At 68.2% G+C, this 22,362-nt stretch carries 22 protein-coding genes; 14 read left to right on the forward strand and 8 right to left on the reverse strand.

What is annotated here, in order from left to right; translation table 11 throughout:
* Positions 1-177: 177 nt before the first annotated feature.
* Both AB5I40_RS19755 and AB5I40_RS19760 read right to left on the reverse strand, forming a co-directional pair.
* On the reverse strand, positions 178-498 hold the full coding sequence (locus AB5I40_RS19755) for a GNAT family N-acetyltransferase (protein ID WP_370940014.1): 321 nt from the start codon (positions 496-498) through the stop codon (positions 178-180).
* A 22-nt stretch (positions 499-520) separates the two neighbouring features.
* Positions 521-1,528 (reverse strand): LacI family DNA-binding transcriptional regulator, encoded by a 1,008-nt coding sequence (locus tag AB5I40_RS19760; protein ID WP_370940015.1) that lies wholly within the window; start codon positions 1,526-1,528, stop codon positions 521-523.
* A gap of 136 nt (positions 1,529-1,664) precedes the next feature.
* Here AB5I40_RS19760 and AB5I40_RS19765 point away from each other — a divergent pair, with 136 nt between their 5' ends.
* The 4 genes from AB5I40_RS19765 to AB5I40_RS19780 are packed head-to-tail and all read left to right on the forward strand — an operon-like array spanning position 1,665 to position 6,926.
* Positions 1,665-3,050, forward strand: a complete 1,386-nt coding sequence (locus AB5I40_RS19765; RefSeq protein ID WP_370940016.1) for an ABC transporter substrate-binding protein — start codon at positions 1,665-1,667, stop codon at positions 3,048-3,050.
* Positions 3,047-3,997: a carbohydrate ABC transporter permease gene (locus AB5I40_RS19770; RefSeq protein WP_370940017.1), complete on the forward strand. Its 951-nt coding sequence runs from the start codon at positions 3,047-3,049 to the stop codon at positions 3,995-3,997. Before AB5I40_RS19765 ends, AB5I40_RS19770 begins: the two co-directional genes overlap by 4 nt.
* Position 3,998: 1 nt before the next feature.
* Entirely contained in the window at positions 3,999-4,868 is an 870-nt protein-coding gene (locus tag AB5I40_RS19775) for a carbohydrate ABC transporter permease (RefSeq protein ID WP_370940018.1), read from the forward strand.
* A 3-nt stretch (positions 4,869-4,871) separates the two neighbouring features.
* Entirely contained in the window at positions 4,872-6,926 is a 2,055-nt protein-coding gene (locus AB5I40_RS19780; protein ID WP_370940019.1) for a glycoside hydrolase family 2 protein, read from the forward strand.
* Between the two features lie 43 nt (positions 6,927-6,969).
* On the opposite strand, the gene AB5I40_RS19785 is transcribed toward AB5I40_RS19780, so the two are convergent.
* Positions 6,970-8,637: a ricin-type beta-trefoil lectin domain protein gene (locus tag AB5I40_RS19785; RefSeq protein WP_370940020.1), complete on the reverse strand. Its 1,668-nt coding sequence runs from the start codon at positions 8,635-8,637 to the stop codon at positions 6,970-6,972.
* A 393-nt stretch (positions 8,638-9,030) separates the two neighbouring features.
* On the opposite strand from AB5I40_RS19785, the gene AB5I40_RS19790 reads away from it, so the two are divergent.
* The 7 genes from AB5I40_RS19790 to AB5I40_RS19820 all read left to right on the forward strand — a co-directional run bounded on the left by AB5I40_RS19790 (position 9,031) and on the right by AB5I40_RS19820 (position 16,593).
* Positions 9,031-11,352 carry a germacradienol/geosmin synthase gene (locus tag AB5I40_RS19790; RefSeq protein ID WP_370940021.1) on the forward strand — a complete coding sequence of 774 codons (2,322 nt, stop codon included), beginning with the start codon at positions 9,031-9,033 and terminating at the stop codon, positions 11,350-11,352.
* A gap of 522 nt (positions 11,353-11,874) precedes the next feature.
* Positions 11,875-12,666 carry an MBL fold metallo-hydrolase gene (locus AB5I40_RS19795; RefSeq protein ID WP_370940022.1) on the forward strand — a complete coding sequence of 264 codons (792 nt, stop codon included), beginning with the start codon at positions 11,875-11,877 and terminating at the stop codon, positions 12,664-12,666.
* Entirely contained in the window at positions 12,663-13,250 is a 588-nt protein-coding gene (locus AB5I40_RS19800) for a DedA family protein (RefSeq protein WP_370940023.1), read from the forward strand. Before AB5I40_RS19795 ends, AB5I40_RS19800 begins: the two co-directional genes overlap by 4 nt.
* Positions 13,247-15,367 carry a phage holin family protein gene (locus AB5I40_RS19805; protein ID WP_370940024.1) on the forward strand — a complete coding sequence of 707 codons (2,121 nt, stop codon included), beginning with the start codon at positions 13,247-13,249 and terminating at the stop codon, positions 15,365-15,367. The genes AB5I40_RS19800 and AB5I40_RS19805 overlap by 4 nt, the downstream gene beginning before the upstream one ends.
* On the forward strand, positions 15,364-15,603 hold the full coding sequence (locus AB5I40_RS19810; protein ID WP_009073409.1) for a glutaredoxin domain-containing protein: 240 nt from the start codon (positions 15,364-15,366) through the stop codon (positions 15,601-15,603). Before AB5I40_RS19805 ends, AB5I40_RS19810 begins: the two co-directional genes overlap by 4 nt.
* Entirely contained in the window at positions 15,600-15,830 is a 231-nt protein-coding gene (locus AB5I40_RS19815; RefSeq protein ID WP_370940025.1) for a ferrous iron transport protein A, read from the forward strand. The genes AB5I40_RS19810 and AB5I40_RS19815 overlap by 4 nt, the downstream gene beginning before the upstream one ends.
* 10 nt (positions 15,831-15,840) lie before the next feature.
* Positions 15,841-16,593: a class I SAM-dependent methyltransferase gene (locus AB5I40_RS19820; RefSeq protein WP_370940026.1), complete on the forward strand. Its 753-nt coding sequence runs from the start codon at positions 15,841-15,843 to the stop codon at positions 16,591-16,593.
* Here AB5I40_RS19820 and AB5I40_RS19825 read toward each other — a convergent pair.
* The 4 genes from AB5I40_RS19825 to AB5I40_RS19840 all read right to left on the reverse strand — a co-directional run bounded on the left by AB5I40_RS19825 (position 16,559) and on the right by AB5I40_RS19840 (position 19,597).
* Positions 16,559-17,359, reverse strand: coding sequence for a TetR/AcrR family transcriptional regulator (locus AB5I40_RS19825; protein WP_370940027.1), 801 nt, complete (start codon positions 17,357-17,359; stop codon positions 16,559-16,561). The two genes, AB5I40_RS19820 and AB5I40_RS19825, sit on opposite strands and share 35 nt — an antisense overlap.
* A 49-nt stretch (positions 17,360-17,408) precedes the next feature.
* A complete protein-coding gene (locus AB5I40_RS19830; RefSeq protein ID WP_370940028.1) occupies positions 17,409-17,603 on the reverse strand; it encodes a ferredoxin in 195 nt (64 codons plus the stop codon).
* A gap of 13 nt (positions 17,604-17,616) precedes the next feature.
* A complete protein-coding gene (locus tag AB5I40_RS19835; RefSeq protein WP_370940029.1) occupies positions 17,617-18,825 on the reverse strand; it encodes a cytochrome P450 in 1,209 nt (402 codons plus the stop codon).
* Positions 18,826-18,979: 154 nt separating this feature from the next.
* Positions 18,980-19,597, reverse strand: coding sequence for a TetR/AcrR family transcriptional regulator (locus AB5I40_RS19840; protein WP_370940030.1), 618 nt, complete (start codon positions 19,595-19,597; stop codon positions 18,980-18,982).
* A 125-nt stretch (positions 19,598-19,722) separates the two neighbouring features.
* On the opposite strand from AB5I40_RS19840, the gene AB5I40_RS19845 reads away from it, so the two are divergent.
* The 3 genes from AB5I40_RS19845 to AB5I40_RS19855 all read left to right on the forward strand — a co-directional run bounded on the left by AB5I40_RS19845 (position 19,723) and on the right by AB5I40_RS19855 (position 21,910).
* Positions 19,723-20,337 carry a YbaB/EbfC family nucleoid-associated protein gene (locus AB5I40_RS19845; RefSeq protein ID WP_370940031.1) on the forward strand — a complete coding sequence of 205 codons (615 nt, stop codon included), beginning with the start codon at positions 19,723-19,725 and terminating at the stop codon, positions 20,335-20,337.
* Positions 20,338-20,481: 144 nt separating this feature from the next.
* Positions 20,482-21,048 carry a snapalysin family zinc-dependent metalloprotease gene (locus AB5I40_RS19850; protein WP_370940032.1) on the forward strand — a complete coding sequence of 189 codons (567 nt, stop codon included), beginning with the start codon at positions 20,482-20,484 and terminating at the stop codon, positions 21,046-21,048.
* Positions 21,049-21,226: 178 nt separating this feature from the next.
* Positions 21,227-21,910 (forward strand): alpha/beta fold hydrolase, encoded by a 684-nt coding sequence (locus AB5I40_RS19855; RefSeq protein ID WP_370940033.1) that lies wholly within the window; start codon positions 21,227-21,229, stop codon positions 21,908-21,910.
* A gap of 3 nt (positions 21,911-21,913) precedes the next feature.
* On the opposite strand, the gene AB5I40_RS19860 is transcribed toward AB5I40_RS19855, so the two are convergent.
* Positions 21,914-22,243 (reverse strand): hypothetical protein, encoded by a 330-nt coding sequence (locus AB5I40_RS19860; RefSeq protein ID WP_370940034.1) that lies wholly within the window; start codon positions 22,241-22,243, stop codon positions 21,914-21,916.
* Positions 22,244-22,362: the final 119 nt, after the last annotated feature.

Consider the following 22,362-nt stretch of genomic DNA (forward strand, 5'->3'; position numbering starts at 1 on the left):
GCTGACCTGCGTCAGTGAGGTTTCTCAGCAGTGCGGTGTGCGACGGGTTCGGCACGAAAGTACGTGAGGGGAACCCTGAGGGAATCTGATTCCCTCAGGGTTCCCCTCACGTACCTCGGCATCGCGCGCCAGGCCAGCCGCCGCGGCGCGAGAACCCCGCGCGCTGCCGAGAAAACGTCAGTGCTGTCCGGGCCATCGGACGTGCTCGGCGTAGCCCTCGTTCTTGCGCAGATACCCGGCGATGAACGGGCACACCGAAACGATCACGCCGCCGCGCGCCACGACGTCGTCCAGCGCGGCCTTCGCCAGCACCTTGCCGAGGCCGCGGCCGCCGAACTCGTCGCCGATTTCCGTGTGGGTGAAGACGGTTTCGGTGTCCTTCGGGGTGTATTCGGCGAAGCCGGCGAGCTTGCCGTCCGCATACACTTCGTAGCGGTTTTCGCTGTCGTTGCGGGATACCCGGGGTTCTTCTTCGCTCATTCCCGCATCCTCACACACCGCCGGAGACCTCGCGTCGCGCTCAGCCCGTGCTCTCCCGAACGAGCAGCTTGTGCGGTGCGACGAATTCCTCGGCGGCGAGCCCCGGGTTCTCGATGCGCGCGGCGAGACGGGACACCGCGGTCCGCGCGATGAACGGAGTGTCGAGCGAAACGGTGCTCAACGAGGGCCTCGAATAGCGGCCTTCCTCGATGTCGTCGATGCCGATGATCGCCACGTCCTCCGGGACGCGCAGCCCGGCGTCGAACACCGCGCGGATCGCGCCCATCGCAAGCAGGTCGGAGTAGCAGAAAATGGCGTCCGGGCGCGGAGATTCGCGAAGCAGCGACGCGGTGGCCGCATAGCCGTCCGCCCGGCCGTAGTGGGCGGCCGTGGCCTGCAGCGCGTTCACCGGTTCCAGGCCGTGCTCGTCGAGCGCCTTGCGGAATCCCTCGGTTCGCTGCAACGGCGTCGCGTACATCTCCTTCGGCTGAGCGCCGATCGCCGCGACGCGAGTACGGCCGCGGTCGAGCAGATGCGTCGTCGCGTCGTGGGCGGCGACGACGTTGTCGATCGCCACGTGGTCGAACCGGCGGTCGAAGACGTGCTCGCCGAGCAGGATCAGCGGCGACGAACGCGCCGGGTCCACATCGCGCAGTTCGTCGCCCGTCGCGAGCGGCGCGAACAGCATGCCGTCGAACAGATTGCGCCTGCCTCCGCCGCGCAGCAGCTGGCGCTCCCGCTCATGGTCGTGCCCGGTCTGGTCGATCATCACCTGGAAACCGAGGTCCGCGGCGGCGTCGATGACTTCGCGGGCGAGCTGGCTGAAGTACGGCACGTCGATCTCCGGCACCACCAGCGAAAGCAGCCCCGTTTTGCCGGTGCGCAGCGTGCGGGCGACCGGGTTCGGGATGTAGCCGAGTTCCTCGATGGCCCGCAGCACGCGCTGCCGCATCTTCTCGCTGACGTGCTCGTATCCGCTGACGACGTTCGACACCGTGCGCACCGAAACCTGCGCCCGATCCGCCACATCCCGCAACGTCGCCGCCATGGAGCCCCCTTCGCCGGAAGTCATCCTACCTTTTGCAACGTGTGCAAGCATGTCGTACAGTTTGCCTACGTTGGCAAATCCACGGCGAGCCCCTCTCCGCACGCCGCGTTGCCGCCGTCCCGCACAAAGGAGTGCCATGAACCCCACTCTCCGACGGAGCGGACGGACAGCCCGCCTCCTCCCCCGCCGCGGCACCGCCGTCGTCGCCGCGGCGCTGCTCGTCACCGGGCTGAGCGCCTGCGGCCCGGACATCAGCTCCGACGCTCCGGCCTCGGGCAACGCCGTGCTGCAAGCCTCGTCCGACGAGGCGCCCAAGGGCGAGATCACCGTCTGGGACCGCTCCGGCGACCTGTACAAGGTCTTCGACGCGGCGATCAAGAAGTTCACCGCGAAGTACCCCGGCGTCACGGTCAAGCACGAGGCCGTCGACATCGACTCCAAGCTCCAGAACACGCTGATCACCGGCACCGACGTGCCCGACGGCGTCTTCCTCGACGACGCCAAGGTCGGCGGCTACGTCAGCCACCTGTGGAATCTCAAGGACGTGCTCGCGCCCTACACCAAGGACATCGCGAAGCAGAAGGTCGACGTCAACACCGTCAACGGCGGCATCTACGGCGTGCCCTTCGACCTCGACCCCGGGCTGCTGTTCTACAACGCGAAGGCGCTGAGCGCGGCCGGGATCGACCCGAACGGCATCAAGACCTACGACGATTTGCTCGCCGCGGCGAAGAAGTACCAGCAGTTCAAGCCCAGTGCGAAGCCGATCCACCTGGAGCAGAACGCCTTCAACAGCCAGCTCCAGCTCGAGATGTTCGCCAGCCAGCTAGGCACCGGCCTGGCCGGTCCGGACGGCAAGCTGCGGCTGGATTCCCCGCAGTACCACCAGATCCTGACCTGGCTGGACACCGTGCGCAAAGAAGGGCTCGGCACCCGCGCGGAGTACCTCAAGCCCAGCGACGTCAGTGCGCTGGACTCGGCTGACGAGGTCTTCTACCCGTGGGCGATCTGGTTCGATTTCGCCCCGCAGCAGCAGCTGACCGCGACGAAGGGCGACTGGCGGGCGATGCCGTTGCCGGCGTGGACCGCGGGCGGGGCGCGCAGCGGCGCGATGGGCGGCTCGTCGTTCGTCATCCCCAAGGACGCCAAGAACCCCAAGCTGTCGTGGCTGTTCTACCGCTTCCTGATGTTCGACCAGGCCGGCTACACCGGCGTCTACGGTCCGAACGCGGTCTATCCGGGCGGGTTGAACACGTCGATCCCGGCTTACCAGCCCGCCGCCGATCCGGCGAAACCGCTGTTCCGGCCGATCGACGCGATGGGCGGTCAGGACGTCTGGAAGACCGCCGTCGAGGCGGGCCGGGAAATCCCCGGCGGAGCCCCGATCCCGGCCTGGTGGTCCGGCGCGGTCGACTACCTCGGCACCGACCTGCAGAAAATGCTGGACGGCGCGCTCACCCCGCAGCAGGTGATCGACAAGGCGGGCAAGGACATCCAGACCAACCTGATCGACCGCAAATGACCACTCGTTCCGTTTCCCCCGCGACGAAGGTGTTCCGGGAGCCGGCTGTCGAGCCGCGCACCCGGGCACCGCGTCAGCGGCGGCGCACGCTTCCGTTGCGCCGCCTCCTCGCGCCGTACGTCTTCGTGCTGCCGTTTGTCCTGGTGTTCCTGGCTTTCAGCGTCTACCCGCTGTTCTTCACGCTGCGCCTGAGCTTCACCGACTGGCACGGATCCGGTGCCGCGCACTGGATCGGCTTCGACAACTACCGTTATCTGCTGACCAGCAGCGGATTCTGGTCGACGCTCGGCAACTCCGGCGTGTTGTGGCTGCTGATCGTCCCGGCCCAGATGGTGCTCGCCGTACTCGTGGCGGTGCTGCTCAACGCGATCAAGCGGCTGCGCGGGTTCTACCGGGTGGCATTCGTCGTGCCGTTCGTGACGCCGCTGGTCGCGGTCGCACAGATCTGGATCGTGCTGTTCGACCAGGACAACGGCGCGGTGAACGCGATGCTCGGCGCAGTCGGCCTTCCGCCGGTCGGCTGGCTCGTCACGAGCGGATGGGCGAAACCGACGCTCGCGTTGCTGTTCCTCTGGAAGACCACCGGGTTCGTGGTGCTGATCGTCCTTTCCGGACTCCAGCAGATCGACCGCGGCCTGTACGAGGCGGCCTCGCTCGACGGAGCGGGCCGGATGCGGCAGCTGTGGTCGATCACCGTTCCGCTGCTGCGCCGTTCGCTGATGTTCAGCCTCGTTTTGCAGACGCTGGCGGTGTTCCAGATGTTCGCCGAGCCGTACGTGGTGACGAAAGGCGGGCCGTACACGTCGACCACCACGGCCGGGCTCTACCTCTACAACCACATCACCCGCGCGGATCTCGGCACCGGGGCGGCGAACTCGTTCCTGCTGGTGATCGTCGTGATGGCGGTGTCGCTGCTTTTCGTCCGGCTGCTTCGAGCGGAGGACTGACATGACCGCACTCGGCGTCCGACAACGGAAGCCCCGGCCGTTGCTCGGCTCGCACGCGTTCCTGCTCGTGCTGACCGTCGCCCTGCTCGCGCCAGTCGTGTGGGCGATCCTGTCGTCGTTCAAACCGGCGGGCGAGATCATCCGGAACCCGCTCGGGTTCGACCCGGCGACCTTCACCCTCGCCAATTTCCGCGGGATGTTCCAGGACGTCCCGATCGGCAGCGGGTTCCTCAACACCGGCATCGTGCTCGTGGCGAAGGGCGCGATCACGATGCTCTGCGCGCCGCTCGCGGCCTACGCGTTCGCGAAATACCGGTTCGCGGGCCGTAACCTGATCTTCGGCACCGTGCTGCTCACCCTGATGCTGCCGACGATCGTGCTCGTCATCCCGCTGCTGCTGGAGATGAAGGAACTCGGCTGGGTCAACACGTACCAGGCGCTGATCCTGCCTGGTTCGGTCGACGCGTTCGCGATCTTCTGGATGCGCCAGGTGATCGCGGCGGTGCCGGACGAACTGCTCGACGCCGCCCGCGTCGACGGCTGCGGCGAGTTCGGCATCTTCTGGCGCGTGGTGGTCCCGGCGATCCGGCCGGGTCTCGCCGGGCTCGGCGTGCTGACGATCATGAACATCTACAACGATTTCGTCTGGCCGGTCGTCGCGGCCAGCTCAAGCCGGATGGCGACCCTCCAAGTCGTCCTCTCGACCCTCGCCCAGAACATCTCGGGCAACCGGGTGGACGCCGATTACGCGACCGTGACCGGCGAACTGCTCGCCGCCGCGTCGATCGCGCTCGTCCCGCTGCTGATCCTGTTCATCGTGCTGCAGAAGCACTTCATCAACGGCATCCTCGCCGGAAGCGTAAAGGGCTGACACATGACGATTGCCGAGAACGCCGCCGACCCGACCGCCGCGGAGGCGGTCCCGCGGCCGGGGTATCCGCGTCCCGACCGGGACCGATCCGAGAGATGGCTGAGCCTCAACGGCCGCTGGCGATTCGCCGCGGCCGACGGTGCGCCCGAGTCGATCACCGTCCCGTTCGCTTGGGAGACCGCCGCTTCCGGGGTGCACCGGACCTGGTTGGAACACGCTGTCTACTCGCGCACGATCACGGTTCCGGCGGAATGGACCGGCCGCCGGCTCGCGCTGTGCTTCGGCGCGGTGCATCACCGGGCGGTCGTCTCGATCGACGGGACGTCCATCGGTTCGCACGTCGGCGGGCACAGTTCGTTCGAGTTCGACGTCACCGACGTGCTGAAGCCGGGTCGGGTCGCTGAGTTGACCGTCGAGGTCGAGGCACCTGCGGACAAACGCGAAATCCCGCACGGCAAACAGCGTTCGATCCCGCGAGACGACTACGACGGCGTCTCGTTCACGCCGACGTCCGGGATCTGGCAGAGCGTCTGGCTCGAGGCCCGCGGGCGCACGTACGCCGCCGAGGTTTCCGTGCGCGGGGATTCGCTGACCGGCTTTGACGTCGCGGGCGAACTCGCTGGGGATGCTCCGGGCAATGCCGTCGTAGTCGCGCTCCTGGAGGGTCGCGAGACCGTCCTTTCGGTGCGGGACGGGCGGTTTTCCGGACGGCTGGAGGTTCCGTCGCCGCAGTTGTGGAGCCCGGAATCGCCGCACCTGTACTCCATCGCGCTGACTGTCGGCGAAGGCGACTACGCCGACCAGCTGACCGTGACCGGCGGGCTTCGCCGGATCGAAACGCGCGGCGAAGCGTTGTATCTCAACGGAGAACGGCTGTACGTGCGCGGTGTCCTCGACCAAGGTTACTGGCCGGAGTCGGGGCTCACCGCACCCGATGACGAAGCTTTGGTCCGCGACCTCGAGCTTGCGCGTGAACTCGGCTTTTCGCTGGTACGCAAGCATCTCAAGGCCGAGGAACCGCGATGGCTCGACCACGCCGACCGGACCGGGATGCTGATCTGGGCCGAACCGCCAGCGCCGAGCCGGTTCAGCCCGGCCGCCGCGGCGGCGTTCGAGGCACAGCTGCCTGACTTCGTCCGGCGCGACGGCAACCATCCGTCGATCGTGATCTGGGGGCTGTACAACGAAGAATGGGGCCTGGACTGGGACATCCCGGGCAGCCCGGAGCGCGCCGCCGCGGCCGTGCGCGCCTACGACCTCATGCGCTCGCTCGACGACACCCGGCCGATCGTGGAGAACTCCGGCTGGGCGCACGTGAAGACCGACCTGGTCGATTGGCATTACTACGACGAGAACCCGCGCAACTGGGCGGAAAACCTCGCCGCGCTCGCGTCCGGTGAGCGGGAGTCGTTCGAGGTCAAACTCCGCCCGGACTTCCTGGTCGACAAATCGTTCTACGGTTCTGCCGACTTCCCGCGCTCCGGCGTGCCGGTGCTGAACAGCGAGTACGGCGCGGGGTTCACCAGCCTGGAGCGGGCGTGGCACGTGCGCTGGCAGACCCAGGAAATCCGCAGGCACGACCGGTTTTCCGGCTACATCTACACGGAACTGACCGACGTAGAACACGAAATGGCGGGCCTGCTGGACACGCACCGGCGACCCAAGGACTGGGGCGGGCTCAACCCGGCCGACGCCTTCGCGGCGACCACCCTGGTCGTCGACCTCGTGCCCGCGCACGCCGGCGCCGACCTGCCGGTGCCGACGGAACCGCTGACCCTCGACGTGCACGTCTCGCACACCGGCCAGGAGCCGATCGCGGGAACTCTGCACGCCGGGTGGGGCGCTTCAGGTTCGCGCACTCTGCCTGTTGCATCGGCTTCCCTTGGCGCGCAAGCGAAACCGTTCCGGCTCAGCGACGCGTTCCCGCTGACCGTACCGGCACCGGGCGGTCCGGCGCGGCTGCACCTGTGGCTGGAAACGGACGGCAAGGTGATCGCGCGGACCTTTGTGGACGCTGCGGTCGTGGAGGAATTGAACCGGCGGGGCGCGCGTAGCTGATAACAGGAAGGGGCGGCCAGCTGAACTGGCCGCCCCTTCCTGATCAAGCTGGAACGTGCCAAACCTGCGTGAACAAACCATTGCAGTCATAGATCTGCAACTGCGTGCCGTCCGCGGTCTGGGCCTGCGGATCGTCGAGGCACCGACCCGACTGCGGGTTGTAGATCGACCCGTCCGCCCGCGCCTGCCACTGCTGCGCAGGCGTACCGAGACAGTCGCGAAGCTCCACTTTGGACGAATTCGCGGTGCCGCCGCCGACGATGTTCAGGCATTTGTCGAAAGCCCGGATCGTGCCGTCAGTTTCTAGCGACCACTGCTGACCGGTCGCGATCCCGCAGGTGTACAGCTGCACCGCATTGCCGTTGACCGACGTGTTGGTGTTCACGTCGACGCACTTGCCGGTGGTGCCGGGTCCGGTGATCTGGCCCTGCGCGTTCGGCAGCGTCGCCGTGCCGAAGTCCGTTTCGCATTTGCCGGTGGACAAATGCGTGCCCGCGAGCATCAGGAAGGTGTTGCCCGAAGGCGCGCCCAGCAACGGCGAACTGTACCCGGCACAGGCCGTCTCGCCCGCGTCGTAGCCGCCGGTCGGCGCGGTGGTCACTGGCGTGGTGATCTCTTGCCATGGCCCGGATCCGAGGTTCCGGTTCACGAACAGCACGTGCCCGTCCTCCGGCTGGATCGCCAGCGAACCGTCCGTGCCCGCGACGACCCGCTGTCCGGACGCGACGAGGGTCCCGTTCGCGCCGCCCGCCGGCGACCAGGTCAGGTACGGCGTGTGCAGCAGGAACCGGTGGTCGGCGGTTTCGATCCGGGTGCCGAGGCTGCCGGGGTTCCACGATTCGGCGTCCGGGGAGGTCTTGAAGTAGACGTCGCAAGCCTGGTCTGGATCGAAGCCGGCTTTGCAGTCCTCGTAGGTCATCGCGTAGGTGCCGTTGGGCAACGGGACGACGGTGGCCATCCCGGGCCGGTCGACGCCGTTCTGCACCGCGACGTCGTAGACCTCGTTGCCCCAGGTCAGGCCGCCGTCGGTGGAGACCGCGTGCGCGAGGACCTGGGCGTAGTTGTTGACCGACGGACGTTCGTCGGAGAAGTAGCAGATGAGCCCGTGATCGGTGGTGGCGAACTCCGGCTCCCAGATGCCGTGGCCGATCGTGTTGGCCATCCCGGACTCGGCCGCGCACGAACTGCGGTAAGTCCAGCTCGCACCCTGGTTGGTGGACACGAAAACCTCGACCGCCTGCTGCGTGTAGTCGCCGTGGTTCCAGGCGGTGCCCGCGGCGAGCAGAGTGCCGGCCGGCAGCGACCCTTCGGCGCGCGGCAGTTCGTAGAGCGTCGGGCCGTCGAGATCCCAGCCGTGCTGGGTGTCGGTGACCGTGCTGATCGGCGACGACGTCCAGGTGACGCCGTTGTCGGTCGAGCGGTAGACCGGGAAGTTCGCCTTCCCGACGCCGGTGCCGGAGTGCGAGAACGTGGCCAGCAGGGTGCCGTTCGCGCTGCCGTTGTGCGCGAGGCGGATGACGCGCGGGTAGCTGGCGTCCTCAGTGGAACCGCTGGCGGTGCTGGGCCGGTAAAGCACCCCGCCGGAGGTGGTGGCCGCGGTGGCGGTGCTCGCCGGAAACGCGGCCGTGAGGGCGGCGCCGAGCACGACAGCGGCGACCAGCGCGCCACGCCGTCTCGGACGAGATCGGGAAGTGTGGGGACCAGGCGACATGAGCGTCACTCCTAGGACGGGACGGCGCCACAACCTCCTTGGCTGCTCCCCTTCCCGGGCACAACGGCCCGCGCGCGGCGACTGCCCGCCGTCGCTTCTCGAAGAGGTGGCCGCCGGGGGACCCAGGCCGCTTTGCCATCGTGTGAAAACCTGAGCGTACTCCGATTTGCACACGTTGCAAGAAACTGTCCGGCGGACACCCGCCCACACTCGGATGTCCGCGCGCCGTCCACCGACGAGCGACGCGAGAGCACGCAGCGAAGACCACTCGACGGACCGCGCTGGTCCGCACGGGCGATCCGCGAAATCGGCGGAGTGGCAGGACTTCCGCTGCGCCGGTCGGGTCTGTTTGCCTCGTGGAGTCGGCACCCACGGAACGCGAGGGGAGCACGCGTGCAGCCGTTCGTCCTGCCTGAGTTCTATCTGTCGTACCCCGCCCGGCTGAACCCGCACCTGGACGGCGCGCGGAAGCACAGCAAGGCGTGGGCGTACTCGATGGACATGATCGACGTGCCGCAGCACGGCACCGTCATCTGGAACGAGCACGACCTCGACTCCCACGACTACGCCCTGCTGTGCTCCTACACCCACCCCGACGCCGCCCCGCGGGAACTAGACCTCGTCACCGACTGGTACGTCTGGGTCTTCTACTTCGACGACCATTTCCTGGAACTCTTCAAGCGCACCGGCGACATCGAACACGCCCGCGCTTACCTGGATCGCATCGCCCGCTTCATGCCCGCCGAAGGCCCCATCACCGATACTCCGGAAAACCCCGTCGAACGCGGTCTGACCGATTTGTGGAACCGCACTGTCCCCCACCGATCCGCGGGCTGGCGCCGCCGCTTCCGCGAAAGCACGCGCAACCTTCTCGATGAATCGCTGTGGGAACTCGCCAACATGAACGAGGGCCGTATCGCGAACCCCATCGAATACGTCGCGATGCGCCGCAAAGTCGGCGGCGCCCCATGGTCTGCGAACCTGATCGAACATTCCCTGAACGCCGAAGTCCCCGACGAAATCGCGGCTAAACGCCCGATGGAAGTCCTGCGCGACTGCTTCGCCGACGCCGTGCACCTGCGCAACGACCTCTTCTCCTACCAGCGCGAAGTCGAAGACGAGGGCGAACTGTCCAACAGCGTCCTGGTCTTCGAAAAGTTCCTAGGCTGCACCACTCAGCAGGCTGCAGACGCAGTAAACGACCTCCTGACTTCACGCCTGCACCAATTCGAACACACCGCGCTCACCGAAGTCCCGGCTCTCTTCGAGGAACACGCCATACAACCCGTCGGACGAGCCGAAACCTTCGCCTACGTCAAGGGCTTGCAAGACTGGCAATCCGGCGGACACGAATGGCACCTGCGCTCAAGCCGTTACATGAACGAAGGGGCCCTAGACGCCCACGGCGGCCCAGAATTACTAGGCGGACCATCCGGACTGGGCACCTCCGCAGCCCGAATCTTCCGCTCTATCGCCACCACCGCACCACAACGCGCACGAGCCTTCTCCCACCAGCCCTATGAAAAACTAGGCCCAGTCACCCTGCCCGCCCTACCCCTGCCGTTCCCTCTACGCCTAAGCCCGCACCTAGCCGCGGAACGCAGGAAAATCACCGCTTGGCCGCAGCGAATAGGAATGCTGTCCGAATCGGTGTGGGACTCCACCCGGCTACGCTTATCCGACATCCCACTAGCCTCCGCGGGAATCAGCCCCGCCGCTCCCCCGGAGCAATTGTCCCTCATCAACGACTGGCTGACCTGGGGCACCTATGCCGACGACTACTACACAGAAGTCTTCGCCCACGACCTGCCCGCCGCCCGGCTGGCCACCGAACGCCTAAAACTCTTCATGCCCACCGACGGTTCCCCTCCGCCCGCACCCCTGACCGCCCTGGAAACCGGCCTGGCAGACCTGTGGCACCGCACCACCGGCCCGCTGAGCCCCGCAGAACGCGAAACCTTCCGCGGCACGGTCGAGGAGATGATCGACGCCTGGGTGTGGGAACTGGCCAACCAAGCCCAAAACCGCATCGCAGACCCCATCGACTACGTCGAAATGCGCCGCCGCACCTTCGGCTCCGACCTGGTGACAAGCATCAGCCGACTCACCAACAGCCGCACCGTGCCCCAGGAAATCCACCGAAACCGAGTGATCGAGGCACTGGAAGATTCGGCCGCCGACTACTCCTGGCTGATCAACGATCTATTCTCCTACCGCAAGGAAATAGAATACGAAGGCGGCCTGCACAATGCGGTGCTGGTAGTCCGATCCTTCCTGGACGTGGAGCAAGATCAAGCCCTGCGGATCGTCGCGAATCTGGCAGAAGCAAGACTGGCAGAATTCCGACACGCGGTTGATGTCGGCTTGCCGGGCCTGTTCGCCGATTACGGCCTGGACGCGGAAGCGCAGGCGACGCTCACCGACTACGCGGACCTGCTGAAGAACCTGATGACCGGAATCGCGAACTGGCACCGCGAATGCGCCCGGTACACCGACGAGGAACTGGACCGAGTCCGGGCTTCGCGAGTCTCCGCCGACGAGCCGAGCGACGCCGCGGAACCACCCGACACCTCCAAGGCACTGCTACACCCAGGCTGCACCGGCACCGAGCCCGTCCCCATCGGCACCAAACCCAGCCCCCACCCCAGCGGCCCGACCGGCCTGGGCACCCAATCCCTGCACATCCCCGCACCGGCCAACTCCGCCGCGCCCTAACGCCGTGAGGGGAACCCTCACAGACGCTGATTCCCTCAGGGTTCCCCTCACGACCTTCCTTCCGCACGCGCGCCACGCCGCGCCGTGAGGGGCTCCTTCACGGAATCAGATTCCCTCAAGGAGCCCTTCACGGACCGCCCACCACCCGCCAGAACGCGCCCCAATGCGGCATTGGGTGCATCCCACGCACCCAATGCGGCGTTCGGTGCATCTGACGCACCCAACGCCACATTGGGGCGCTAGCCCCCGCCACCCGCGAACCGCAGCCGGTGCACCCAACGATCGAGGCACCCAGCCCCTCCCCCGCACCCCGATATAAAGCGTCCCTGCGGTCTGGGGGTGCTTGTCAAGGCATCTTTCCCGCCTTGACAAGCACCCCCAGACCGTCAGCACACTCAAGCTTCGGGGTGCCCCACGCAACCCCCAAGCGATGTCGCCGCCAGGCGACGAGCAGCCCCCGAACAGGGTGCCCCCCACCACTCCACCGAGCATCTCCCGGCACATCCAGCAATACTCGAACCCGTGACCAGCCCGAACCTCCACTTCCTAGGCCACGCGACCACCCGCGTGGAACTAGCCGGGCAGGTAGCCCTGACCGACCCAGTCCTCACCCGCTGGATCGGCCCGTTAACCCGAGTAGTCCCCAAACCAGACGTCACAGCCTGGTCAGCAGTAGACGTCGTCCTGATCTCCCACCTCCACGGCGACCACCTCCACCTTCCCTCCCTGAACCTCCTAGGCAAAGCCACAAGAATCGTCGTCCCCAGAGGCGCAGGCTCCTGGCTGACCAAACAAGGCTTCACCGAGGTAGAAGAACTCGCCCCAGGCCAATCCACCACCTCCGGCCCCCTGAAAATCACCGCCACGGAAGCGGTCCACTCAGGCCACCGCTGGGGCCCCCGCCTGACCCACGGCCCGCAAAGCCCAGCCCTAGGCCACCTCCTGGAAGCCGACACCACGCGGATCTACTCAGCAGGCGACACCGACCTCTTCCCCGGCATGGCCGACCTGGGTCCAGTAGACGTAGCCCTGCTCCCAGTCTGGGGCTGGGGCCCTAACCTGGGCCCAGGCCACCTCACCCCAGAACGCGCAGCCGAAGCCGCCGCCCTCCTACAGGCCCGCACGGCAGTCCCCGTCCACTGGGGCACCCTCGCTCTCCCCGGCATCCACCGCACGGCCAAGATGCGCAGGCTCCTCGTGGAACCCCCACGCACCTTCGCGCACCATGTCCGCTGTCTGGGCCTGGACACCGAGGTCCTGCACACCCGCCCCGGCTCCGACGTCCTGTTCCCGGCCCGCAAGGAGCGCGGGTGAACTGGACAGACCCGTCAGCGATCGGCTATCCGGCGCTGTTCGGCGGAGTACTGCTCGGCTCCGTCATCCCGATCGTCCCGACCGGCGCGGTCGTCGGCGCGGCAGCCGCGGTCGCGATGACCACCGACCACCTCTCGCTCCCGCTGGTGATCCTGCTGGCCGTGGCAGGCGCATACCTGGGCGACGTGATCACCTTCGCCGTCCCGAAACTCGGCAGCGAACCGCTACTGCGTTTCGTAGAACGACGCCAGCAAGCCGAACGCCTCGCGAAGGGCCGCGAGCAGTTCGCGAGACGAGGCTGGCAGCTCGTGGTGATCGGCCGCCTAGTACCCGCCGGACGCATCCCAGTGCTGCTAGCCGCGGGCACGCTTGGCTACCCGTGGCGCAAGTTCCTGCCGTCCGGCCTCTTGGCCTGCGTGCTGTGGGCGGTGGCGTACTCGCTGCTCGGCATTCTCAGCGGCGGCATCTTCGACTCGCCGCTCGTCGCGACGCTGCTCGCCACCGTCCTGGTGCTGCTGGTGACCGTGCTGACCACGCTGATCTCCAAGAAACGGGCGGCCAACCAGACGGGAGGACCTCGATGACGACACCTGCTCCGGCGAAGGGCCGGTTGCTGCGCGGCGGCCGGGTCGTCGCGCGGGTCCTGCTGGTCTGGGTGGCGGTCACCGGCGCGCTGCGGCTGCTCGACGCGTGGCTCGACGGGTTCACGATGCAGTCCTGGTGGCAGCCGACGGTGTGCGCGCTGATCCTCGGACTGCTCGTCTCCGTGGTGTGGCCGCTCGTGGTGCGGGTGGCGTGGCCGATCGCGTACTTCACCCTCGGCGTCGGCACGTACATCCTGCTCAGTGCCGCGGCGTTGGCGATCCTGCAGGCCGTACCCGGTGTCGAGCTGCACGGGTTCTCGACGGCGGTCGTCATCACCGTCGCGATGTCCGCGGTGGGCGCGGTGATCTCCAGCGTGCTGGCCGTCGACGAGGACGAAATCTTCTTCCGTCGCGCCGCGCGCCGCCGGCGGAAAGCGAAGCACCGCACCGATTTCGCCGATCAACCGCCCGGTGTGGTCTTCCTGCAGATCGACGGGCTGGGTTACGACACCGTCCGCCGCGCCGTCCGGGACGGTGACATGCCGACCTTCGCCAAGTGGCTGTCCGAGGGCACGCATTCGCTCACCCGCTGGCACACCGACTGGAGTTCGCAGACCGGCGCGAGCGTCTGCGGGATCCTGCACGGTTCGAACCACGACATCCTCGGTTTCCGCTGGTACGAAAAGGATCGCGACCACGTCATGGCGTGCGCGCATCCGTCCGACGCGGCCGAGATCGAGCGGCGGCACAGCGACGGGCACGGGCTGCTGTCGATCGGCGGCGCGAGCCACGGCAACCTCTTTTCCGGCGACGCCCCGCACGTCAGCCTGACCATGAGTTCAGTGCCGGTCCTCACGCCGCGCAAGCGTCGCCGGGACCGCGTCGGCGCTGGGTACCGCGCTTACTTCGCCAACCCCGTCAACGTGTTGCGCACCTTCGGCGTCGCGCTCGCCGACGTCGTCCGCGAGCTGTCTGCGGCGGCCAAACAACGGCGCGCCGGCGTGCTGCCACGGATCCCGCGCGGCGGTGTCTACCCGCTCGCCCGGCCGGGCACGACGGTGATCGCACGCGACGTCGTGGTGTCCGCGATCATCGGCGACCTGCTCGCCGGGCGGCCGGTGGTGTACGCCGATTTCCTCGGCTACGACGAGGTCGCGCACCACTCCGGCATCGAACGGTTCGACACGCTGGAGGTGCTGCGGTCGATCGACCAGCAGTTCGCACGGCTGCTGCGGGCCGCTCGGCTCTCGCCGCGGAAGTACCACATCGTCGGGCTGTCGGATCACGGACAGACCCAAGGCCAGGCGTTCGTCGACCGGTTCGGCGAGACCATCGAAGCGCTCGTCGGACGGCTCTGCGGCGGGGAACCTGTTGCCGAGCAAGGAAAGCGTCGACAGGCGGAAAGCTGGCAGGTCAACGCCGCGCTGGCCGAGGCGACCGCGAGCGGCGGCCTGATCGCGCGACGGCTGCGGGCCCGGGTCGAAGGCGCGGAAGGAGCCGAAGACCGCCCACGCACCGCGACTGGCTCGCCGGGCCAGGTCACCCGCGTAGCTCCCGGGGTGGTCGCCGTGGTGTCCGGGCACGTCGCGATGGTGTCGTTCACCGAGCACGAGGGCCGGGTCGAACTGGAGACGATCGAACGCGAGTACCCGGACCTGCTGCCGACGCTGGTCGACCACGACGGCGTCGGATTCCTGCTGGTCCGCAGCCGCGAATTCGGCCCGGTGGTGCTGGGCCGCGACGGGCTGAAGCGGCTGGCGACCGGCGTCGTGATAGGCGAAGACCCACTGGCCGACTACGGTCCCTACGCCGCTGAGCTGGTCCAACGCGTCGACAGCTTCCCGCATTGCGCGGACATCATGATCAACAGCCGGTACGACGCGGACTCCGACCAGTCCTCGCCGTTCGAACGGCACGTCGGCTCGCACGGCGGTCTCGGCGGACCGCAGCAGCGCGGCTTCCTGCTGCATCCGCGAGAATTCCCCGCGCCCGGCGAACCCGTCGGCGCGGAAGCCGTGCACCGCGTGTTCCGCGACTGGCTCACGTTCCTCGGCCACCCGGAACCCGGTGCGGCCGAAGGCAAAACCGCTGTCGTCCCCTCGGAGGTAGTGTCATGAGCAACCCGATCGTCTACGGCGCGAGCTGGTGCCCGGACGTCAAACGCAGCCGCGCGCTGCTCGACGCGAAGGGCGTCGAGTACGACTACGTGGACGTCGAGGCCGACCCCGCCGCCGAAGCCCGCGTACGCCAGCTTCAGGACGGCGCCCGCCGCATCCCGACCATCGTCTTCGCGGACGGCAGTCACCTCGTCGAGCCGAGCGACGACGAACTGAACGCCCACCTCGCGCGGTGACCCCGCTGACGGAACTTCCCCTGGGCACGCGGGTTGTCGTGCGGTATCGGATCGAGGGCGGATTCACTGACGCCCTCGGTCCGTTGCGCGCTCGCGACGCTGAGACCTGCACTGTCGAGACCAAACGCGGGCTGGTCGTCGTGCCGTTGGCGGCGGTGGTCGCGGCCAAACCGGTGCCGCCGGCGCCGCAGCGGAAATCGAGTGGCCCGCCCGCCGCGAATTTGTGACGATCACCGGATGCGCACCTTCGACGAACTGGTGGACGAGGCCTCGTCGGTATCCGTCGACGGCTGGGACTTCTCGTGGCTCGACGGGAGGGCCAGCGAGCAGCGGCCGTCTTGGGGGTACCAGCGGCTGATCGGCGAGCGGATGCGGGACGTCCAGTCCGTTGTGGACATCCAGACCGGCGGCGGAGAAGTGCTGGCAGGCGTGCCAGTGCTGCCGCCGCTCACAGTCGCCACCGAATCGTGGCCGCCGAATCTCGAGAAGGCCGCCGCGCTGCTCGAACCGCGGGGCGCGACCGTTGTCGCGGACACCGACGAGCCACCGCTTCCGTTTCAGGACAACACGTTCGAGCTGGTCGTCAGCAGGCATCCGGTGACGGTCTGGTGGGACGAGATCGTCCGGGTCCTCAAGCCCGGCGGTAGCTATCTGTCGCAGCACGTGGGGCCGTGGAGCGTGTTCGAGCTGGTCGAGTACTTCCTCGGGCCGCAGCCGCCGGAGGTCCGCAACAGCAGGCATCCGGACCGCGCGAAAGCCGAAGCGGAGAAGGCCGGGCTCGAAGTGGTGGACCTGCGCTTCGAAGAGTTGCGCACTGAGTTCCACGACATCGGCGCGGTGATTTACTTCCTGCGCAAGGTGATCTGGATGGTGCCGGGGTTCACTGTGGACGAATACCTGCCGCGCCTACGCGAGCTGCACGAGGAGCTGCAGAAGGGGCCGTTCGTGGCGACGACTACTCGGTATCTGATTGAGGCGCGCAAGCGATAGCCGCCTCGATGCCGTCCGCCAGCACCGCCACGCCAGCGTCGAAACTGAGCCGCGCTTCATACTCCAAATAGGACACACCAGCGGGCGGTGGCGGCGAGCTCTCCTCGCCTAGCCGCGCGACATGCGGGTATCGCTCGGCCAGGTCGGGAGCAAGTTCGCCGAGCGCGGACGTCCGCGCCCGCCACCAGTCCTCATCGGACAGTCCGGTTTCCTTCAGCGCCAACCGTGATTCCGCGGCGATCTGCACCGCGCCGCGCACGACGTTGAGCAGCGCGCCCACCAGCCGTCGCACCTGACCGGCGGGCAGGCCGGTCGCGAACAGCACCCGCAGCACCGTTTCCTGCATTCGGAACTCCCCCGGACCCAGCACCGGACGCGCGTAGGACACCTGCAGCAGCCACGGGTGGCGCAGATGGAAGTCCCACAGGTCACCGGCCAACGACACCAGCGCCGGACGCCAGCCGCCGGACAGGTCGTGGTCGTCGCGCAGATCGCCGAACACCTGGTCGCACATCAGGTCGATGAGCTCGGTCTTGCTCGGCACGTACGTGTACAGCGCCATCGCGGTGCGCCCGAGCCGATCCCCGACCGCGCGCATCGACAACGCCGACATGCCTTCGGCGTCCGCGAGTTCGATCGCCGCGCCCACGATGAGGTCGACGCTCAGCGCGGGTTTCGGCCCCGGCGCGCTGCGCGATTCGACGCCCGCGCGCCACAGCAGCTCCATCGAACGGCGGGCGTCGCCCTGCCCCGCGAACACGACCACCGGCGACCCCTTTCCCCTTACAGGATAAAGGACCGCCGGGGCCGCCGGCTCAGCCGTCCACCTCGATCGCGAGCGCCGGGCAGAGCTGCGCCGCCTCTTTCGCCTGCGCGTGCAGTTCCGCGGGCGGATTTTCCCGCAGCAGCACCACGATCCCGTCCTCGTCGCGCTGATCGAACACCTCGGGCGCGACGAGCACGCACTGCCCGGCCCCGACGCAGCGGGACTGGTCGACGACCACCTTCATCTCGCGACTCCTTTCACCAGGTCACGGGGAGTTCGTGCACCCCGTAGACGACCATGTCGTGCTTGAACTTCAGCTCTTCCACCGGCGCGGCCAGCCGGAGCGTCGGGATCCGCCGGTACAGCGTCCGGTACACCACCTGCAGCTCGACGCGCGCGAGCGGCTGGCCGAGGCACTGATGCACGCCGTAGCCGAACGCGACGTGGTGGCGCGCCTTGCGGGTGACGTCGAGCTTGTCCGGCTCCGGGAACTGCGTCTCGTCGCGGTTGGCGACGTCCGTGGCCGCGACCAGGCCCTCGCCCTTGCGGACGGTCTGCCCGCCGATCTCCAGGTCTTCGAGCGCGACGCGGCGGCGTCCGGAGTGGACGATCGTCAGGTAGCGCAGCAGCTCCTCGACCGCGTTGGCCAGCAAGGCGTCGTCGCCGTCGCGGACCGCGGCGAGCTGATCCGGGTTCTCCAGCAACGCGACCGTGCCGAGCGCGATCATGTTCGCCGTGGTCTCGTGCCCGGCCACGAGCAGCAGCTGCCCCATCGCGGCCGCTTCCTCGACGGTCATCGCTCCGGTGGCGACCGGTCCGGTCGCGAGGCGGCTGAACACGTCGTCGGCCGGGTCGTCGAGCTTCTTCTTGACCAGCCGCCCGAGATAGCCCTGCAATTCCTCCGCCGCCGCGAGCGACTCTTCGGCGGTCGCCTCCCGCGAGACCAGGACCTTGCTGCAGCGATGGAAGAAGTCGCGATCGTCGTACGGCACGCCGAGCAGTTCGCAGATCACCAAGGACGGCACCGGCAGCGCGAACGCCTGCACGAGGTCAGCGGGTTTCGGACCGGCCAGCATCTCGTCGAGCAGTTCGTCGACGATCTGCTGGATCCGCGGTCGCATCGCCTGGATCTTCTTCACCATGAAATCGCCGGTGAGCAGCCGTCGCTGGGCCGAGTGCTCCGGCTCGTCCATCCCGATGAACGACTTGAACCGGCTGCGCCGCGCCTTGACCCCAGGCGTCTGCGACGGATAGCCGGCGCGGTCCGGATCGGCGCTCACCCGCGGGTCAGTGAGCAGCGCGCGAACGTCTTCGTAGCGGGTGAACAGCCACGGTTCGCTGCCGTCCCAGATCCGCACGCGAGACACCGGCTCGTCGCGCAGCTTGCGATCGAGTTCGGGCGGCGGATCGAACGGGCAGCGCCCGCGGCTCATCGGGAAGTGCTCTACGGGCCGGGCCTCCGGCATCACAGCCTCCTGGAGGAGAAGTCACCAAACGAGTGTTCGGATACTTACTGAACACATGTTAGGTGTTGTGGTGAACGATTGCCCAGGAGTGCGGCTCAAGATCACCGGGATGGCCGTGGACGAGCGTGGCAAACGGGGAGAAAACGCCCGTGGCTCAAGCGAAAATGAGCGCCAGCAGTTCGTCGGCGAAGCTCACGACACCGTCCCCGCTCGGCTGCCGTCCGGTGGAATGGAACAGCGCGACGCGGCCGTGCGCGCCGACGAACGCGATCACTCCGGCCCGTTCGGCGGGCACCCGGAGCGCGGCGCCGGACTCAGCGCAGCGGGCGAACGCGGCGGTGATCCGGTCGACGAGATCGATCGCCGGACCGTGCGGCCGGACATCCGGCGAAGTGCGGCTCGCCCCGTTGGCCGTCATCAGCCGGTAATGGCCGGGGTTGGCCATCGCGAACCGGCAGTACGTGTGCAGCAGCGCCCGCACCCGGCCCACCGCGTCGCGGGCGGGAACGCGGGCCTCGGCCGCGTCCATCTCGACGCGCAGCCTGCCGAACTCGTACTCGGCGAGCCCGGTGACGAGCGCGGCTCGGTCGCTGAAGTGCTGGTAAATGCTGGCCGGGGCGATGCCGACGGCGCGGGCGACCCCGCGGATGGTGAGCGCGTCCTCGCCGTCGAGTTCCGACAGGAGCTTGCTGGCCGCGGCGAGGATTTCCCCGCGCAGCCGTTCGCCCTCGCCCCAGCGGTTGCGCGTGCGGGCCTGGACTTCTTCGGACACTTGCCCATTGTTACCGCTCGCGTTGCCCTAGGCCGCCCCGCCCCGCCGCGGATGTCGATCGTTTCGTCGCCCGGCAGCCATCCGAGGTTCACCAACTGGGCGGGGGCGGCCGATAGCGTTCGCCGGTGGACGATCAGGGGTGGCTGGACGACTTCCAGCGGCGGATTGACGAGATGCAGGCCAAAAGCGCTGCGCTGCAGGAGACGCTGAGCACCGCGGAGGGCCGCGCCAAATCGGGCGACGGGCTGGTGTCGGTTTCGGTCGCCCCGAACGGCGCGCTCAAGAACCTCGAGATCGACGACCGCGCCCTGCGGCACGGCGGCGCCCGGCTCACCGCCTCGATCATGGACGCCTACGGCAAAGCGCAGCGCCAGGTGTCGCGCGACGTCATCGACGCGTTCGAGCCGATCGCCGGCGACAGCGAGATGATGAACGTGGTCAAGTCGTATCTGCCGGAACCGGAGGAAGAGCCGGAGCCTCAGCCTCCCGCCGAGCCGCCGCGACCCGAACCGCCCGCGCGGTATCCGGGACCTCCGCCGGGCAGCACCACTCCGCCGGGCAGCGCGGCTTTCGGCCGCCCGATGCCCCCGCCGGCCGGCGCGACCCACAGCCGTCCGCCGATGCCGCCTCCCGGCACCACCCCGCCGCCCCCGGCCGCGCCCGAACCGCCCCGGCCGACGTCCGGCCCGCACCGCAGGCGCGCCGCCGGTGAGGACGACGACGAGATGCAGCCCTGGTGACGGCTTGTCAACCCGTCGTTAGTGGTGGGAAATCACCATTTACCGGACCGTACGAATGGGGGGTCACATTCCGGGAGCTTCTGCCTACTTTGGGTTGAGCGCGCGCAAACCCGGCAAACTCCCCAATCCCCCAGGAGCTTTCTTATGTCCAGGAAGTTCGTGCTGTCCGGCGCGGTCGCACTCGCCGTCGCCGCCACGCCGCTCGCCGGCGCCGCAGCAGTCGCTGCTCCGGCTCCCGCCCCGTCCGTCGCCGCGACGACCACGGTCTACTACTCGACGGCAGGCGCGCCGTCGTTCCGGGCCGCGATCAACGCGGGCGCGGCGAACTGGAACCGCGCGGTGACCAACGTGAAGCTGGTCGAGCGCTCGTCCGGGGCCTCGCTGCGGTACGTCGAGGGCAACGACCCGCGCGGGTCGTACGCGCAGACCGACGGACACGGCTACGGCACCATCTTCATCGACTACACCCAGGCCCGCCAGTACGACAACACGCGGATCACCGCGCACGAGACCGGCCACGCGCTCGGTCTGCCGGACCACTACTCGGGCCCGTGCTCGGAGCTGATGTCGGGCGGCGGCCCCGGCCCGTCCTGCCACAACGCCAACCCGAACTCGCAGGAAGCGTCCCGGGTGCAGCGGCTGTGGGTCAACGGAATCCGCGCGGCGGCCGGACCGCAGCAGCGGATCTACGAGCAGATGCCGGTCGGCTGAGCCGGCTAAGCGAGCGGCGGCCGGGTGCGTCCCGGCCGCCGCTTCGCTGTCAAGGCTTCCTTGTCAGATAGCGCCGTTCGGGCCCCGGTCGAGGTCGGAATCCTCCTTTTCCGCCGCGACCGGGACTCCCCGGACACCGCCGGTGGTTGGCTTGCCTTCAGCCGAAAAGGAGGCATTCATGGCGGAAATCGTTCTGGTCCACGGCGCTTGGAGCGACGGGTCGGCGTGGCTGGAGGTGATCCCCGCGCTGCATCGGCAAGGACACCGGGTCCGTGCGGCGCACCTGCCGATGACCTCGCTCGCGGACGACATGGCCGAGGTCCGCCGGGAAGCCGCCTCCTTCAGCGGCCCAGTCGTCCTGGCCGGCCATTCCTACGGCGGCGCGGTCATTTCCGGTGCGGCGAAAGACAATCCGCAGGTCAACGCCCTGGCTTACTTCGCGGCGTATGTTCCGGACGAAAGCGAGACCGTCACGTCGCTGAACGACCAGTTCCCGGACTCCCCCGGCAACGACGCGATGGTGTTCCACGAGGACGGCTGGTCGTCGGTAGACCCGGACCTCTTCCACTACGCCTTCGCCGCCGATGTCGCGCACGAACGAGCCGCGGCGCTGGCCTCGGTGCAGCGACGCGCCCGTACCGGGTGTTTCATCGCTCCCGCCGGGCCTGGAGCTTGGCGTGACCTGCCGACCGCTTACGCTGTGTCCACAGAGGACCGAATCCTGAACCCGGACCTGCAGCGCTGGCTCGCCGAGCGGGCTGAGGCGGATTGTGTCGAACTGGCTGCCAGTCACTATTCGCTGCTCTCGCAACCGGAGGCGGTGGCTACGGTGATCGACAAGCTCGCTACTCGCGGCGGGTAGCAGCTACTTCCCCGCAGCGGCTTTGAGGACCGCGAAATCCGCCGCCAGCATCGGTCGCGCGTGCCCGGGGCGCGGAGTCCGCGGCTCCCAGACGACGGTGACCGGCACCGTCGTCAGCCCGAGCCGCAGCGCGACGGCGATCCGGTGATTGCCGTCCAGCGTGCCGAAATCCTCGCAGAACCCGAGCCGCAACGGCGTGCGGATTCCGTGCCGCGCGATGTCCTCGGCAAGAGCGTCGAGATGCTGCGGGGTGTCCACCAGCGCGGAGCCCACCGCTTCCCGGTCCACCGCCCGGTACCGGACCACGAGCGGGACAGGCAGTTCAACCGGCATCCGCCCATCCTGGCACGGCGGAAATTCAGTTGCCCAGTCCCGATCGGAGCGCCGAGTATTCCCGCCATGGCCACCGAACCCGCCCGTCGTCATCCGTCCCGCTGCCTCGCCGCGCGCGG

The organism is Amycolatopsis sp. cg13 (genome assembly GCF_041346965.1).
Lineage (GTDB): Bacteria > Actinomycetota > Actinomycetes > Mycobacteriales > Pseudonocardiaceae > Amycolatopsis.

Excerpts from the sequence above, each read along its gene's own strand:
- AB5I40_RS19760 (WP_370940015.1), bottom strand. The coding sequence starts at position 1,528 with ATGGCGGCGACGTTGCGGGATGTGGCGGATCGGGCGCAGGTTTCGGTG.
- AB5I40_RS19765 (WP_370940016.1), top strand. The coding sequence starts at position 1,665 with ATGAACCCCACTCTCCGACGGAGCGGACGGACAGCCCGCCTCCTCCCC.
- AB5I40_RS19770 (WP_370940017.1), top strand. The coding sequence starts at position 3,047 with ATGACCACTCGTTCCGTTTCCCCCGCGACGAAGGTGTTCCGGGAGCCG.
- AB5I40_RS19775 (WP_370940018.1), top strand. The coding sequence starts at position 3,999 with ATGACCGCACTCGGCGTCCGACAACGGAAGCCCCGGCCGTTGCTCGGC.
- AB5I40_RS19780 (WP_370940019.1), top strand. The coding sequence starts at position 4,872 with ATGACGATTGCCGAGAACGCCGCCGACCCGACCGCCGCGGAGGCGGTC.
- AB5I40_RS19785 (WP_370940020.1), bottom strand. The coding sequence starts at position 8,637 with ATGTCGCCTGGTCCCCACACTTCCCGATCTCGTCCGAGACGGCGTGGC.
- AB5I40_RS19805 (WP_370940024.1), top strand. The coding sequence starts at position 13,247 with ATGACGACACCTGCTCCGGCGAAGGGCCGGTTGCTGCGCGGCGGCCGG.
- AB5I40_RS19810 (WP_009073409.1), top strand. The coding sequence starts at position 15,364 with ATGAGCAACCCGATCGTCTACGGCGCGAGCTGGTGCCCGGACGTCAAA.
- AB5I40_RS19820 (WP_370940026.1), top strand. The coding sequence starts at position 15,841 with ATGCGCACCTTCGACGAACTGGTGGACGAGGCCTCGTCGGTATCCGTC.
- AB5I40_RS19830 (WP_370940028.1), bottom strand. The coding sequence starts at position 17,603 with ATGAAGGTGGTCGTCGACCAGTCCCGCTGCGTCGGGGCCGGGCAGTGC.
- AB5I40_RS19835 (WP_370940029.1), bottom strand. The coding sequence starts at position 18,825 with ATGCCGGAGGCCCGGCCCGTAGAGCACTTCCCGATGAGCCGCGGGCGC.
- AB5I40_RS19850 (WP_370940032.1), top strand. The coding sequence starts at position 20,482 with ATGTCCAGGAAGTTCGTGCTGTCCGGCGCGGTCGCACTCGCCGTCGCC.
- AB5I40_RS19855 (WP_370940033.1), top strand. The coding sequence starts at position 21,227 with ATGGCGGAAATCGTTCTGGTCCACGGCGCTTGGAGCGACGGGTCGGCG.
- AB5I40_RS19860 (WP_370940034.1), bottom strand. The coding sequence starts at position 22,243 with ATGCCGGTTGAACTGCCTGTCCCGCTCGTGGTCCGGTACCGGGCGGTG.